15 protein-coding genes are annotated in these 14,922 nt (G+C 41.9%); 1 reads left to right on the top strand and 14 read right to left on the bottom strand.

Annotated features, from left to right (window positions below; all coding sequences use genetic code 11):
• Nucleotides 1-921, bottom strand: coding sequence for a LysR family transcriptional regulator (locus tag CYL31_RS06405; RefSeq protein ID WP_249411712.1), 921 nt, complete (start codon nt 919-921; stop codon nt 1-3).
• A 136-nt stretch (nt 922-1,057) separates the two neighbouring features.
• Complete coding sequence (serB, locus tag CYL31_RS06400) at nt 1,058-1,969, bottom strand: phosphoserine phosphatase SerB (RefSeq protein WP_212918109.1); 912 nt, start codon at nt 1,967-1,969, stop codon at nt 1,058-1,060.
• Nucleotides 1,970-2,115: 146 nt separating this feature from the next.
• Between serB and CYL31_RS06395 the strand changes: the two genes are divergently transcribed.
• A complete protein-coding gene (locus CYL31_RS06395; RefSeq protein WP_212918108.1) occupies nt 2,116-3,555 on the top strand; it encodes an AhpA/YtjB family protein in 1,440 nt (479 codons plus the stop codon).
• Between the two features lie 72 nt (nt 3,556-3,627).
• On the opposite strand, the gene rpoS is transcribed toward CYL31_RS06395, so the two are convergent.
• From rpoS to CYL31_RS06335, 12 genes are all read right to left on the bottom strand, one after another.
• Nucleotides 3,628-4,644 carry an RNA polymerase sigma factor RpoS gene (rpoS, locus tag CYL31_RS06390; RefSeq protein ID WP_212918107.1) on the bottom strand — a complete coding sequence of 339 codons (1,017 nt, stop codon included), beginning with the start codon at nt 4,642-4,644 and terminating at the stop codon, nt 3,628-3,630.
• 27 nt (nt 4,645-4,671) lie between these two features.
• Nucleotides 4,672-5,418 (bottom strand): peptidoglycan DD-metalloendopeptidase family protein, encoded by a 747-nt coding sequence (locus CYL31_RS06385; RefSeq protein ID WP_249411711.1) that lies wholly within the window; start codon nt 5,416-5,418, stop codon nt 4,672-4,674.
• Nucleotides 5,419-5,548: 130 nt separating this feature from the next.
• Nucleotides 5,549-6,478, bottom strand: a complete 930-nt coding sequence (locus CYL31_RS06380; RefSeq protein WP_212918106.1) for a DUF368 domain-containing protein — start codon at nt 6,476-6,478, stop codon at nt 5,549-5,551.
• The gene (locus CYL31_RS06375) at nt 6,471-7,136 is read right to left on the bottom strand and encodes a protein-L-isoaspartate(D-aspartate) O-methyltransferase (protein WP_212918105.1); all 666 of its coding nucleotides are present in this window, start codon (nt 7,134-7,136) and stop codon (nt 6,471-6,473) included. Before CYL31_RS06375 ends, CYL31_RS06380 begins: the two co-directional genes overlap by 8 nt.
• Nucleotides 7,133-7,879 (bottom strand): 5'/3'-nucleotidase SurE, encoded by a 747-nt coding sequence (gene surE, locus CYL31_RS06370; protein ID WP_212918104.1) that lies wholly within the window; start codon nt 7,877-7,879, stop codon nt 7,133-7,135. Before surE ends, CYL31_RS06375 begins: the two co-directional genes overlap by 4 nt.
• On the bottom strand, nt 7,857-8,951 hold the full coding sequence (truD, locus tag CYL31_RS06365) for a tRNA pseudouridine(13) synthase TruD (protein ID WP_212918103.1): 1,095 nt from the start codon (nt 8,949-8,951) through the stop codon (nt 7,857-7,859). Before truD ends, surE begins: the two co-directional genes overlap by 23 nt.
• On the bottom strand, nt 8,948-9,439 hold the full coding sequence (ispF, locus tag CYL31_RS06360; RefSeq protein ID WP_212918102.1) for a 2-C-methyl-D-erythritol 2,4-cyclodiphosphate synthase: 492 nt from the start codon (nt 9,437-9,439) through the stop codon (nt 8,948-8,950). The genes truD and ispF overlap by 4 nt, the downstream gene beginning before the upstream one ends.
• A 16-nt stretch (nt 9,440-9,455) precedes the next feature.
• The gene (ispD, locus tag CYL31_RS06355) at nt 9,456-10,205 is read right to left on the bottom strand and encodes a 2-C-methyl-D-erythritol 4-phosphate cytidylyltransferase (RefSeq protein WP_212918101.1); all 750 of its coding nucleotides are present in this window, start codon (nt 10,203-10,205) and stop codon (nt 9,456-9,458) included.
• The gene (locus CYL31_RS06350; protein WP_012069014.1) at nt 10,202-10,480 is read right to left on the bottom strand and encodes a septum formation initiator family protein; all 279 of its coding nucleotides are present in this window, start codon (nt 10,478-10,480) and stop codon (nt 10,202-10,204) included. Before CYL31_RS06350 ends, ispD begins: the two co-directional genes overlap by 4 nt.
• A 109-nt stretch (nt 10,481-10,589) precedes the next feature.
• Nucleotides 10,590-11,891: a phosphopyruvate hydratase gene (eno, locus tag CYL31_RS06345; protein ID WP_212918100.1), complete on the bottom strand. Its 1,302-nt coding sequence runs from the start codon at nt 11,889-11,891 to the stop codon at nt 10,590-10,592.
• 195 nt (nt 11,892-12,086) lie between these two features.
• Nucleotides 12,087-13,721, bottom strand: a complete 1,635-nt coding sequence (gene pyrG / locus CYL31_RS06340; protein WP_212918099.1) for a CTP synthase — start codon at nt 13,719-13,721, stop codon at nt 12,087-12,089.
• Nucleotides 13,722-13,930: 209 nt separating this feature from the next.
• Nucleotides 13,931-14,887 (bottom strand): PDR/VanB family oxidoreductase, encoded by a 957-nt coding sequence (locus tag CYL31_RS06335; protein WP_212918098.1) that lies wholly within the window; start codon nt 14,885-14,887, stop codon nt 13,931-13,933.
• Nucleotides 14,888-14,922: the final 35 nt, after the last annotated feature.

Below are 14,922 nucleotides of genomic sequence, written 5' to 3'. Positions count from 1 at the left end.
TTAAGCAGAGGCCTCAAGAAAAGCCTGCCTTAATAATCCTCGAAACCAAACATGAGCGGCATCATGTTGGAAGCGTTCATGCCAAATCATCGAATAATCAAATTCACGCGAAGCAAATGGCAGCTCATATACCACTATTTCAGATACCGTTGCCGCCATATCTTCAGCAAAAAGTTTTGGAACAGTCAGTAACAAATCACTGTCCATTACCACTCTTGCGGCCGGCACAAAATTAGGCAAATGCACAGCAACATGACGCTTATGTCCTAATTTATCTAATTCTCGATCAACAGCGAAATACTCTCGACGACCTAACACCACTTGCACATGACTTGCTTGCAAATAGCTTTCTAAGGTTAATTCACCTTGAATGCTAGGGTGACCTTTACGCGCTAAACACACCATACGATCGCTCTTTAAGCGCATTGCTCGAATACCAGCTGGAGGCTCCTTAGACAAAACAGCGACCGCTACGTCAATGCTCGTTTGATCTAATTCAGCCACCATATCTTCATTCCAAGACTTTACATCCAAGATAGCATCAGGGGCTTTTTGCCGAAATTGATCAAGAATTTTAGGCAAAACGGTTAGAGTGCCAAAGTCAGTAGTCGATAAAATAAACCGACGTTTACTATTTTCGGGAGTAAATTTACTCGGCTGTATAAGACTTTCGAGGCCCTTTAACGTATCTGCTAAAAGTGGTGACAAGCCTTGAGTCTTAGCAGTAGCAGACAAGCCATGAGAGGTGCGTATAAACAATGGGTCATCGAATACATCACGTAGTCGAGATAGTGAACGACTGACAGCTGGCTGAGAAACATTAAGTCGCGTGGCCGCTTTGGTAACATTCAGCTCTTCAATTAAAACCTGAAAAACATACAGCAGATTCAAATCTATATCAGACAAACGTATTTCTGACAAAACAACACCCCAACAAAGCTTGTTATCATTATAACTAAGAATCATAACAAGCTTTTAAAGGGGACAATAGCTGTCTCTATCGCAAGTACAAAAAATTACGTTAGCACCTTAACAAATGACGCCTGATGATGAATGACTAAACAGACAACGCTCTAATTTGTTCAGATGTCATACCTAATAAATATAAAATCCCCTCTAGACCAAGGTTATTCATAGGACATGGTGCCTGCTCTCGAACCAAAGGCTTAGCATGCAAAGCCACACCTAAAGCCGCATGATTTAACATCAGCAAATCGTTAGCACCATCGCCACAAGCAATCGTCTGTTGCCAATCAACGCCTTGCTCAGCCACAATATTCGTCAACAAACGCTTCTTACGCTCACCATCGACAATATCACCTAAATGCTTACCTGTTAGTTCATTGTTTTGAATCTCTAACACGTTCGCATGTACTTCAGACATACCATATTCTGCTTGAACACGATCTGCAAAATAGGTAAAACCGCCAGATAAAATCGCTGTATGCCAACCATAATGATGTAACACCTTCATCAAGGTTGAAATACCATCCATGTGCTGGATTCTAGTATAAACACCATCCATGACCTCGCTACTCAACCCCTTTAACAAAGCTAAGCGCTGCACAAAACTTTCAACAAAATCGATTTCACCACGCATAGCGCTCGCAGTAACAGCGGAAATTTGTTCGCCAATTCCAGCCTCAACCGCCAATTCATCCATCACTTCAGCTTTAATCAGGGTTGAATCCATATCGAACACAGCAATACCTGATGCTTTAATATCTAGCATTGTCGACTGATAAATATGGTCAATTCCGGTGTCATTAGATAAGGTTAACAGTTCAGCACGAATAACAGCGCTATCCATTACACCATCACCAACCATAACTTGTGCCACAGAAACGGCATCCTGAGCATCCGTCAATAAACGAATTGCCCCTTGCAGACCTCGTACGTCTAACCAAGCGTTAAATTTTTCAAGATATTCAGGGTTCAAAGAACCAATAAGAGTAATACTGGCAGACATAAACGCTCCTAATTCGATAAGACGCCTACTATAACAAATCGTTTTCTTTTCGCTAAGCACCTGTTCTACTTTAAAGAATTCAGAAAACGGCCGTTATGATGTGTATACTTTAGTTACTGTCATTTGAGTTACCCCGAAGGAAATGAATGGACACCCAATCGAAAACCAAGGCTATCGCTGCTTTTATACGCAAAAAACTGAGTGCATCAGTCATCACCGTTGCCACCTTTATCTCGCTCATGATCCTCACTGTGTGTATTTTCTGGTACACGATGACCCATGCGCTAGGCAATTATTTATCTCAGCAAACCGAAGTACTTGGCAGCAGCCTAGCAACTCAAGCCGCTTTCAACGCTACACAGTCTATCTTAAACAATGATTTATTAAGCTTGAATGTATTGCTCAACCGTCTCGTTGTCGATGACAATATTCTGAGTGCTCGAGTCTATAACAAAAAAGACGAGCTACTGGCTGAAGCGGATAGTGGTAATTCAGGTATGCAATCTGAACAAGACTTTCGACCTAGTGAAACCCACAGAGTGTATAGTTCCAGTATTAAGTTCCGAGACGAAATCGTCGGTCACGTATTAATTACGTTAGACAAAACTCCCGCCCAAGCAACATTACAGCATCTCAACAACTTATTAATTGGCGTGGCCATATTTACTTGTACGATTGCATTATTGCTAATCATCTTAATTACAAAATGGCTTTTTGCACCAATTAATGAAGCCTCTTCCGCCCTGATTCACTATAGCAAAGGCAGGAAACCAAACGATTTACCAGTACCTGCATACAAAGAAGCTAAAGCACTATTTCAAGCAGTTGAAACAATACAATCAATAGAACGACCAAAAGAAGCGATTGAACAACCTGTCAAGGCGGAAGAAACCATCTCGCCAGTGGTAAAACCTCAATTTGAAATAAACTTCGATGCCATCTTTGAAGAATCAAGACAACGCAGCTGTGTACTCTATTTTGATATTCTTAATTTAGAAGAATGGCATAAAGACATGACGCCACTGCAAGTAGCCAACTTATTAACACCGATATATCGAGCAATATTTCAAGCGAGCGAAGTCTACTTAGGCCAAGTCCATCAATACAAAAATGATTCTGCTATCGTACTTTTCAGTGCGCATAACTCTGAAGATAACCTTTATATAAATGCCGTTAGCACTGCACAACTATTTTTGGGCTTAGTCGATAAGTTATTGGAAAATGAACTCTATACTGACATCCCTAAACTAAACTTTCATTTAGGGATGCATCAAGGCAACATCCAAGTCACCAATATGGTAAAAGAAAATCGTTTCGAGCCAGATAAAATAGAAAATCTTTTAACCAACATTCATCAGCTAAGTGAATCAGAAAGTATTAACAAATTAGTCATTAGTGATGATATTTTCACATTATCCCATATCCAGAATCGTGTTTTCACAGGCCTTCCAGAAGTGATTGAAGATAATGGCAAAGAAATCTTGGCCTATGAGGTAAAAGGCATGTCTGATAAGTACAAACAGCAAATCCATCAACATATTCTTGAAATCACCAATCCAGAAGAGCAAGAAGATAACGGGTTATAGCTTGATTAAAAACAAGACACAAAAAAACCCGCTTAAAGCGGGTTTTTTTAAGTTCTATATTTGGTCGAAAACCTAGTCATCAAAACGAATTACATCGTCCAACGACAAACCTTCTTTATCCATAATCAAGCGTAGTTTTCGCAACGCTTCAACTTGAATTTGACGAACACGTTCACGAGTTAAACCAATTTCAGCGCCAACATGCTCTAACGTACTAGCTTCATGTCCACGCAAGCCAAAACGACGTGTAATAACCTCACACTGCTTCTCACTCAACTCATCAAGCCAAAGCTCAATACTGTGCAGGACGTCACCGTCTTGGCGATCTGCTTCTGGGCCTTGATGAATAGTATCCGCTAAAATTTCAACTAGGCTCTTGTCATTATTTTCTCCGCCGAATGTCGCATCAATGGAGCTAACCTTTTCGTTAAGGCCCAACATCTTTTGCACATCTTCGACAGGACAATCTAACATTTCAGCGATTTCTTCAGCGCTAGGCTCATGGTCTAGCTTTTGAGTGAGCTCACGAGCTGCTCGTAAATAGACATTAAGTTCTTTCACTACATGAATGGGCAAACGAATAGTTCGTGTTTGATTCATGATAGCGCGCTCAATGGTTTGCCGTATCCACCATGTCGCATACGTTGAAAACCGGAACCCTCGCTCTGGATCAAACTTCTCCACCGCTCGAATCAAACCAAGGTTACCTTCCTCAATCAAATCCAGTAGAGATAGCCCCCGATTTAGATAACGCCTGGAAATCTTCACCACCAAGCGTAGATTACTTTCTATCATGCGCTTACGCGCCTTCTGATCACCTTTTAGAGAAAGACGAGAAAAATATACCTCTTCCTCCGCAGTAAGCAATGGAGAAAAGCCAATCTCGCTCAAATACAACTGAGTCACATCAAGATTACGACTTGAATCAGCTTCAGCATAACGAGCGCTTACTGCGGACTCAAATTCTTCATCAATCATTTCCTCATCAACAAGCTCATCACCCACCAGCTCGTCGTCTACTGTATCAAGGTCAAAATCTCCAATATTCGAAACCTTAGCTGCTTCTTTATCCATGCTTGCAAACTTCATGTCCCCTCCTTAAAACGCTAATTTCGCTTAATTTATTTTGGGCAAAACATCCAACGGATCAATAGGCTGCCCATCACGACGAACCTCAAAATGAAGTAGCGGTCTATCCTCCCCCTTACCACCAATGACAGCAAGGGAGTCTCCTGCCCGAACATTTTGCTTTTCTTTTACTAGTATCCTTTCGTTATAGGCGTAAGCACTAAGATAAACATCATTGTGCTTTACAATAACGAGATTGCCATAACCAATAAGACCGCTGCCAGCATAAACAACTGTTCCATCTGCTGCAGCTTTGACGAGTGCTCCTTTCTCAGCCTTTATATCTATACCTTTACTACTAACGCCAGCATTTGAAAACCCCCTAGAGACTTTTCCATCAACAGGCCAAGACCAACCACCTGATATTTTTTCGTCTTTCGTGTCGCTTTTTGGCAATTTTTCAGGCGCTTTGATTGCAACAACTGGATCAGATTTGGGTGTTGTATTTTTAGGAGTTGATACAATTAATGGGATAGAAGATGTCGAACTATTTGTGGCTGAGGACGCCGTATTTTGAACACCATTCAAACGAATTTTTTGCTTAGGATAAATAGTGTAAGGCGGATCAATACGATTCGATTTTGCAAGCTCGCGATAGTCCAAACCGTAGCGAAAAGCGATAGAAAACAAGGTCTCACCGCTTTGAACACGATGAAAACCAGACGATGGAATAGAAGATACACTGGCATTATTTGAAGCATAAGTTCGATTATTTTTTGCAGAATAATGCAACACTTCATAAGAGCATCCAGACAGCAAAAAACACAAAAAAACAAGCCGACTTATTAACCAAGTTAGCGATGAAAAATCATGATTTTTAAAGACGCAACGGAAGATAATTCTTTACCCCAATATCCAATTCAAATTAATTATTACTATTTGTCGAATTTCGTAAAAATATGTAAGAAATAAGAATCACACTCAAAAAGCCTATAAAAACAAACACTACTGGCAGCAAAAAATCAGTCGGCCAATAATAGTTTGGCAGCCCCCAAGGCAATACAAGGTGCTCTTCTAATGGTAGCTTTTTGTCACCTACCACACTCCACGCATCCGTCACTTTCCAAGGCCACACTTTTACCAGAGCCCCCAGCATAACACCTGTAAGAAACGACAAAGTCATAGACCTTACATGATTTAGCAAATAATGAAGAATTTTAGAAAAGGTTAACAAGCCAATCAAAGCACCTACAGCAAAAGTAAAGATGACAGCAAAATCCATACTCTTAACTGCTGATAAGATAAATCCGTACATCCCCATCATCAGCAACAGAAAACTACCTGAGATCCCTGGCAAAATCATTGCACAAATGGCAATCATTCCAGAGAAAAAAACCATGACATAGGATGTATTTAACTGGGTAGGTACTAGTAATGACAAACTAGCGCCAACAGCCACTCCGACAATAAGCCCAAAAAAATGACGCCAAGAGAATCCTGATATCTGGTTAATCAAGAAATAAGCTGACGCCAAGATAAGTCCAAAAAAGAAACTCCACAGATAACTTGGATACACAGCTAAAAGATGTGTAATCAAGCCTGCTAGTAGAAAAATACTAGTGACAACACCCGCGCCTAATGGCAATAAAAAACCGCCATCAAAATGGCGCCATAAGGCTTTTACATCACCTTTAAATAACATAGCCAAACTCGCCTTATTAACACCACTCAATGCGTTAATAAGTCGATCATATACGCCCACAATAAAAGCAATCGTCCCACCAGAAACACCTGGGACAACATCTGCAGCGCCCATTAACACGCCACTCAAATATACTCTAAGCCATTTAGGCATGTTCCATTCCTTCTAATAAGGGTACAAAGTAAGCAGGCTCTGTCCCTAAGCACTTCCAACGATCACCCTCTTTACGCCAACAGCCTATCTGTGGACTAGGATGATCAATCGGCATAATTAAAATACCTTGCTGCTTCAGGCAATCCGTCAAGGCTAACGGAATTTTACTTGCCATTGCGGTAATAATAACCGCATCCATCTCTACTTTATTAGGCCAACCCATCTGCCCATCAGCAAATAAGTACTCGACATTTTTAATACCCATTGATGACAAGCGTTTTTTAGCCTGTACATAAAGCGGCTCGTGACGCTCGATGGTATGAACTTTATTAAAAAAATGCGACAAAATACGAGTTTGATAACCAGATCCAGTGCCAATTTCCAACACGCGACCAAGCCTAGAGTAGGCTAAAAGCCATTCGGTCATTCTCGCTACGGTAAGCGGCTGGCTAATGGTTTGATTGCGACCTATAGGAAGTGGCGTTGCTGAATAAGCCAGGTGCGAAAATGCAGGTTCCACAAATTCATGACGAGGAATAGAGCCCATAAGAGCTAATAATTCTTCATGTGTAATCCCATGATCTCTAAGCTGATCAACCATCTTAGAGGCTTTGGATTCAGAATGTGAAACTAACCAGTTGAGATCGTGCAGGCTCATAGCGTTATTGTGTCGGTCCATTTATTAAGAGGTAATTTAGCTTCATGGCAAGTCATATCCGTATGAATTGGCGTAATAGAAACATAACCATTTTTTACTGCACAAAAGTCTGTTCCTTCAGAAACATCATAAGGTTCAGACAAGGCACCAATCCAAAAGCTAGGCAAGCCTCTAGGATGCTGAGCAGAAATAGGTGCCTGTGCTTTATGGCGATAACCAAGACGTGTCACCTGTATTCCTTTGAGCTCACTATATGGGACATCAGGGACATTGATATTCAATAAAATACCAACCGGTAACTCAAGGGTATGAGAGTCTTTTAAAAGCTGCATGATAACCTTCGCAGCTGTATCGAAATGCTGATTACCAACCAGTGACACTGCCAAAGCAGGACGGCCTAAATGACGCGCTTCCATAGCAGCAGCAACCGTACCAGAATAAATAACATCATCACCTAAGTTAGCACCGTGATTTATCCCTGAAACGACCAAATCCACATCGCCATCAATTACTCCAGACAGTGCAAGGTTGACACAATCTGTCGGAGTACCATCGACACGATACTGCCCTTCTTCGACCTCAATAGGCTGTATAGGGCGGGATAAAGTCAAAGAATTACTAGCGCCGCTGCGATTACGATCTGGCGCTACCACTAAAAGGTCATACTTTGGGCGTAAATACCTAGCCAATGTTTGTATGCCAACCGCATCAAGACCATCATCATTCGCGATCAATATTCTCATGATATTTCTCTACTGACTTATCCGTATAATCTATCATTTCGCGCAATAGGCTGGTCGCAAAACACCCTTTAGGTAAAGAAAACTCCACGATTAACTGCGCATTCCCTTCTTTCTCTCTAAGCAATTCCCACGCCATATTCATTGGCACAAGGCGCGCCAGCCGGCTATCTCTAGAAAGATCAAAAGCAATTAAGGCATCCACTAAATCCATTCGCTCAGATAAAGACGCTTTCATCACTCGTTCACGCTGATGGCCAGTACCAGCCTCCCAACCTTCACTAATCATAGGCAAAACGGGACTTACGCTGCCACGCATTACACTCAAGTGCATCAAGGCATCAACCTCTTTCACTCGAAACTGCTCATCTTTATGCTGAAACTGAGCAATATCGCCATCACATAAACGCATCCACATACCGTTTTCAACTTGATCACTTAGCGCCTCATTGAAACACCAAGAACGTATAGCTGATAACCAAAAGGATTCTGTTTTTGATAATTTGTGGCGACTTTGCCGCCCTTTTAAAACAAAGTCCTTGCCGTAGTGCAAATTATTACCGTTTATCCCAAAACGCTGAGGACCATAATAATTCGGCACGCCAGCCTGTTGAATGAGATTTAAACGCCCTTCTAGCTCGTCTAAATCCCCATGAACACCACGTAATCTAATCACAAAACGATTAGCCAAATGTGCGCCTGTACGAAGCTTTTTAGAATGACGCAACTGCGCAATTACACGTACACTCTCTGGCTCTCTAAACGCTTCCTGAATGGTCGATAAATCAGGTTCTTGATTTAACACATGCAAACAAAACCATTGGCGCGTACAAGCATGACGATCTTTTACACCACTGTAAGTCACTTTGTTCGGAGCAATACCAGCAATTTGAGCCAAGCGCTTGGCGAGGAAATCCGTATTCACCCCTTCCTTCTCAATAAACACAAAACAAAACTCACCTTTGCCATCAGGTTCAAAACCTAGCTGTTCTTCAACATAAAAATCTTGTACATGGGTTTTCAAATCCCCGGTAACCGTCGGCTTTGACCAAGCGTATCGCCATTCGGTATTCATATTTGATCCTGTTTAAAAATGAGAGCAACCGCCTCGACAGCGATGCCTTCTTTTCGACCAGTAAAGCCAAGCTTTTCCGTCGTCGTTGCTTTTACATTCACAGCACTGATATCCACCGCTAAGTCTTCGGCTATATTTGCTCGCATAGCATCAATATAAGGACGCATTTTAGGTGCTTCAGCAATAATAGTGACGTCAATATTGCCCACACAAAAACCGAGAGCCCGTACCTCCTGATAAGCGCGCTTTAACAAAATCCGACTATCCGCACCTGCAAAAGCCACATCGGTATCTGGAAAATGCTTTCCAATATCCCCCAATGCCGCAGCACCTAACAAGGCATCGGTCAAAGCATGCAGTGCAACATCACCATCAGAATGAGCAATCAAGCCCTGAGAGTAAGGGATAGAAACGCCACCAATAACAATGTGATCGCCCTCACCAAATTTATGAACATCAAAACCATGGCCAATACGAAAAGGCGTCATGATAGTTACTCCTGTGCTATGAATTGCACTTACTGTTTAAACTTGAACTATTTGAATTAGAAAGATTAGAACCTAAAAGATAAGAAAAAAGTGCTTCTGCGATCAGCAGGTCTTCAGGTAAAGTAATTTTAATATTACTGCTTTCTCCAATAACAAGATCAGGATGCCAGCCGACAAATTCCATTGCAGAGCATTCATCTGTCACCATGACGCCTTGTGCTTGAGCTTGCTCCAATGCCTCTAATAACGCTTGGGCAGGGAATTTCTGTGGCGTCTGTGCCAACCAAATAGCACTTCGGTCAAGTGTGGCATCAACCGACGGTTGATCTGATACCTGAAGCTTCACCGTATCTTTTGCTGGCATTGCCAACAACGCACCTTGATCAGAGGCATGATGAATAATTCGATTCAGCGCAGCTTGGCTTAACAAAGGGCGCGCGGCATCATGCACCAAAACCTCTTGCTGCATGACGTCTACCGTATCCAATAAATAACGCAGACCTTTCTGTACAGTATCACTTCGTTCTTTACCGCCAATAAAGCTATGAACCAAATCGTGCTGCTGCCATTTTGAATCTAGCCAATAGGCATCATTTTCACCCACACCAATCAGTACACCAGCAACAAGCGGATGCGAAATAAAGATTTCGATAGTGCGGTCTAAGATAGTTTGTCCGGCAAGAGAGAGGTATTGTTTTGGGCAATTAGCTTGCATACGCTGCCCAACACCCGCTGCGGGAATGATAACCCACAAAGGCTTGATCATTTTTTATTCACCATCCGATAAAACACTTCACCGTCTTTTATGTATTGAAGTTCACTACGAACATGCTCTTCTACCGCCTCTTCCCCAAGGCGGAGATCATGTACTTGCGCTCTAAGGGCTTGATTACGGTGTTTCAGACGTAAGTTAATACGCTCTTGATAGGCGATCTGCTTTGCCAGTTCTTCTTGTCGCTTAACGCCCTGCTCACCAAAATACAAATGATAAGATTGATAGCCCACGGCACAGACAAAGAAGAAAATTAACAAACGTGCCATATAACACCCTCAACATCTACAAAATACATTCCTCATTATCAAAGGAATTGAAGCAAAAAAAAATAAAAAAAGGGAGAACCAAGTTCTCCCTTTATAAAATCAAGCGATATTAAGCCTGACCTTTGATCTCAGAACGACCTTTATAAGGTGCTTTACCACCTAATTGCTCTTCAATACGAAGCAATTGGTTGTACTTAGCAACACGGTCAGAACGGCATAGAGAACCCGTTTTAATTTGACCTGCCGCTGTACCAACTGCAAGATCAGCAATCGTCGCATCTTCTGTTTCACCAGAACGGTGAGAGATAACAGCCGTAAAACCAGCATCTTTTGCCATTTTAATGGCCGCTAATGTCTCAGTTAAAGAACCGATTTGGTTAAACTTAATCAAGATTGAGTTAGCAATACCGTTATCGATACCACGCTGCAAAATCTTAGTATTAGTAACGAAAAGATCATCACCCACTAGCTGAATTTTATCGCCCATTAGTTTGGTTTGATGTGCGAAACCATCCCAGTCAGACTCATCAAGACCATCTTCGATAGAAACAATTGGATATTGCTTAGTAAGGTCTTGTAGGAAAAAGTTGAACTCTTCTGAGGTGAATTTTTTACCTTCACCTTTAAGGTCGTAGATATTTGCTTCTTTGTCGTAAAACTCAGAGGCAGCACAATCCATCGCCAAAGTAATGTCTTTACCTAGTTCGTAGCCTGCAGCAGCAACCGCTTCTTTAATAACAGCTAAGGCTTCAGCATTAGAAGACAAATCAGGTGCAAAACCACCTTCATCACCAACCGCAGTACTTAAACCACGATCACTCAATACTTTTTTCAGTGCATGGAAAATTTCAGCACCGTAGCGTAAAGCTTCACGGAAGTTTGGTGCACCAACGGGTTGAATCATGAATTCTTGAATATCAACGTTGTTATCTGCGTGCTCTCCACCATTGATAATGTTCATCATAGGCACAGGCATAGAGTAAACGCCTGGTGTACCATTGATGTCTGCAATGTGAGCGTATAATGGTACTTTCTTAGAAATCGCTGCCGCTTTCGCCGCTGCCAAAGAAACCGCTAAAATAGCGTTAGCACCAAAAGTAGATTTGTTTTCTGTGCCATCAAGATCAATCATAATATGATCAAGTTCAGCTTGAGCAAGGGCATCTTTACCGATCAAAGCATCACGGATTGGACCGTTAACCGCTGCAACCGCTTTTAATACGCCTTTACCTAGATAACGACTTTTGTCGCCATCACGCAATTCTAAAGCTTCACGAGAACCGGTAGAGGCACCAGACGGTGCACACGCTGAACCTACGGAGCCATCGGCCAAAATAACATCAGCTTCAACAGTAGGGTTACCACGAGAATCTAAAACTTCTCTGGCTTTAATATCAACGATTTGACTCATAACAAACCTCTTAAAATAAATGAAAAATCACAAACTGCCTGTTTGCACGACTGAGTCCTTTGCACGATGTTACGAGCGAAGCCAAGACGAGGCAAAAATAGACGAAAAAGCGGAGTTTATAAATTATAAATGAGCATTTTGAGTCTATTTTTAACAAAGTATTGGCAAGCACAGTAGTCGTGCGAGGGACTCTATTTATTTTTCTTTTCCTGCGTATTTAAGTGCCGCATGTACAAAGGCACTGAACAGGCCGTGTCCATATCTAGGTGTTGAAGTGAATTCTGGATGGAACTGACAAGCAACAAACCATGGATGATCAGCAATCTCAATCATTTCTACCAAGGAGTTGTCTTCTGAACGACCTGAAATCGTCAAACCTGCTTTTTCCAATGCATCAACATAAAAGTTGTTCACTTCATAACGATGGCGATGACGCTCTTTAATGACTGCTTTACCGTAAGCATCAAACGCTTTTGTGCCTTCAGTAAGATTACAGTTCTGCGCGCCAAGACGCATGGTGCCACCTAGATCGGATTCCTCTGACCGGATTTCTTTGGAACCCTCTGCATTAGTCCATTCTGTAATCAGACCAACAACTGGGTTCTCTGCTTTTAAATTAAACTCGGTGCTGTGCGCACCGGCTAAATTTGCCACATTACGAGCAAATTCGATTACTGCTACTTGCATACCCAAACAAATACCTAAGTAAGGCACTTTGTTTTCACGAGCATACTGAGCAGTTAATATTTTACCTTCAACACCGCGCTCACCGAAACCACCAGGAACGAGAATTGCGTCCATTCCTTTCAGTACTTCCGTACCTTTTTCTTCAATGCTTTCGGAGTCAATATAGTGCAATTTCACTTTTGTACGGGCATGAATACCAGCGTGATCCATTGCCTCAATCAAGGATTTATAAGCGTCCAACAACTCCATGTATTTACCAACCATGGCGATATTGATTTGCTTCTCAGGGTTCAATTTAGCCTGAGTTACCTTGTTCCAAATGTCTAGATTTGGCATATCGCAATCTAGATTAAAATATTCAACGATCAAGCTATCTAAGCCTTGGTCATTCAACATTTGTGGAATACGGTAAATAGTGTCGGCATCGGGAAGAGAAATAACCGCACGTTCTTCAACACTGGTAAACAAAGCAATTTTCTTACGCTCTGGCGCTTCAATAGACACTTCAGAACGACAAATAAGAATATCAGGTTGAATACCGATAGAACGAAGCTCTTTTACAGAATGCTGAGTCGGCTTGGTTTTGGTTTCGCCAGCAGTACGGATATAAGGAACCAAAGTCAAATGCATAAATAATGCGCGACGTGGACCCAATTCTACTTTTAACTGACGAATAGCTTCTAAGAAAGGTTGTGACTCGATATCACCAACCGTACCGCCGATTTCAACCAAAGCAACATCTGAGCCTTCGGCACCAGAAATAACGCGACGTTTGATTTCATCTGTAATATGAGGAATTACTTGAACGGTTCCACCAAGGTATTCACCGCGACGCTCTTTTTTAAGAACATGTTGATAAACACGACCACTGGTGAAGTTATTGCGTTTGCCCATTTTAGTTGAGATGAAACGCTCGTAGTGACCAAGATCTAGATCAGTTTCAGCGCCGTCTTCTGTGACATATACTTCGCCGTGCTGGAAAGGACTCATGGTGCCTGGATCCACGTTGATGTATGGATCTAGCTTTAACATGGTGACTTTTAGACCACGAGATTCAAGGATTGCGGCCAGAGATGCTGCTGCCAAACCTTTACCAAGAGATGAAACTACACCACCTGTAACGAAAATATATCGTGTCGCCATGAGTGTTTAACCCGCCTTAAAATATAAAAAAATGAGATTTGAAAGCACATAACAATATACCTTCAGGACGGGGGAAAATAATAACATCGGAAGGCATTTCACTCAATGTAAAACACAGTTGTTTTACATTGAGTGAAAGATTCATACCAAGAGACCTTTGCACGAAGTCGCGAGCAAAGCTAAGAAAGAAGAAGCCAGTTGAAACAGGACTATAAGTCTAACTCCAAGACGGATGTTTTAGAACGAGAACAGCAAGGCATCACTAGCTTACCTTGAGCGTGTTCTTTGTCTGTTAAAAAGACATCTCTGTGATCAGGAACGCCATCTATAACACCTGTTTGACAGGTACCACATACGCCCGATTCGCAAGACACGGCAAGGAATACACCATTCTCATCCAAAACCTCAAAAATACTTTGATCAGCCCCGACATCAAAAACCTCACCAGTGCTATGGATTTTCACTTTAAACGGAGTATTTTCGCTAACATTTTCATCCAAGGCTGGTGCTGCGAAAAACTCTCGGTGCAAACGGTCTTCAGGCCAACCTAGCATTTTTGCCTGTAATAAGACGTAATCAATAAAGCCTGCAGGACCACAGATATACAATTCAGAGTCATTCGCATGACGAGACAAAACACTCACCACATCCATTTGACTAGATTCTGGCACTTCACTAAAGTGAAAATGCATTTTATCAGCAAAAGAACCACTTTCTAATGCCGATGCAAACGCAGCTGTCTCTGGAGTCCTTGCACAATAATGAAATTCAAAAGACAGTCCCATTTTTTGTAGCTTTTGCGCCATTGGCAATATAGGCGTTACACCAATACCACCAGCAATCAAAACACTATGACGTTTTGTGTCTATCAAAGGAAAGTGGTTCTTAGGCGCACTAATCAACAGAGCATCACCAATCTTCAAGCAATGTACCTCTGCCGAACCTCCTCTTGATTGCGGATCTTTTAATACAGCGATTTCATAATACTGCGCTTCAGGCTGTATACGACACAATGAATATTGACGAATCAAACCACTGGGCAAATGAAGATCAATATGAGCTCCAGGTTCAAAACTCGGCAAATTAGAGCCATCCTCAGAACCCAACACCAGCCGAACCACACCTTGTGCTTCGGTAACAACGTTTCTTACCACTACCGGAATCATCTGGCTCTCCTAACTTATTGTTTTTTTTTAAACTA

Origin of the sequence: Marinomonas sp. A3A (assembly GCF_018336955.1) — a bacterium.
Classification (GTDB): domain Bacteria; phylum Pseudomonadota; class Gammaproteobacteria; order Pseudomonadales; family Marinomonadaceae; genus Marinomonas; species Marinomonas lutimaris.
The sequence above is the reverse complement of the archived record's forward strand: the minus strand, read 5'-3'. Positions and strand labels throughout refer to the sequence as shown.

Bases quoted from the DNA above. Each gene is read 5' to 3' on its own strand.
- serB (WP_212918109.1), bottom strand. From the start codon at position 1,969: ATGTCTGCCAGTATTACTCTTATTGGTTCTTTGAACCCTGAATATCTT.
- CYL31_RS06395 (WP_212918108.1), top strand. From the start codon at position 2,116: ATGGACACCCAATCGAAAACCAAGGCTATCGCTGCTTTTATACGCAAA.
- rpoS (WP_212918107.1), bottom strand. From the start codon at position 4,644: ATGAAGTTTGCAAGCATGGATAAAGAAGCAGCTAAGGTTTCGAATATT.
- CYL31_RS06380 (WP_212918106.1), bottom strand. From the start codon at position 6,478: ATGCCTAAATGGCTTAGAGTATATTTGAGTGGCGTGTTAATGGGCGCT.
- CYL31_RS06375 (WP_212918105.1), bottom strand. From the start codon at position 7,136: ATGAGCCTGCACGATCTCAACTGGTTAGTTTCACATTCTGAATCCAAA.
- surE (WP_212918104.1), bottom strand. From the start codon at position 7,879: ATGAGAATATTGATCGCGAATGATGATGGTCTTGATGCGGTTGGCATA.
- truD (WP_212918103.1), bottom strand. From the start codon at position 8,951: ATGAATACCGAATGGCGATACGCTTGGTCAAAGCCGACGGTTACCGGG.
- ispF (WP_212918102.1), bottom strand. From the start codon at position 9,439: ATGACGCCTTTTCGTATTGGCCATGGTTTTGATGTTCATAAATTTGGT.
- ispD (WP_212918101.1), bottom strand. From the start codon at position 10,205: ATGATCAAGCCTTTGTGGGTTATCATTCCCGCAGCGGGTGTTGGGCAG.
- CYL31_RS06350 (WP_012069014.1), bottom strand. From the start codon at position 10,480: ATGGCACGTTTGTTAATTTTCTTCTTTGTCTGTGCCGTGGGCTATCAA.
- eno (WP_212918100.1), bottom strand. From the start codon at position 11,891: ATGAGTCAAATCGTTGATATTAAAGCCAGAGAAGTTTTAGATTCTCGT.
- pyrG (WP_212918099.1), bottom strand. From the start codon at position 13,721: ATGGCGACACGATATATTTTCGTTACAGGTGGTGTAGTTTCATCTCTT.
- CYL31_RS06335 (WP_212918098.1), bottom strand. From the start codon at position 14,887: ATGATTCCGGTAGTGGTAAGAAACGTTGTTACCGAAGCACAAGGTGTG.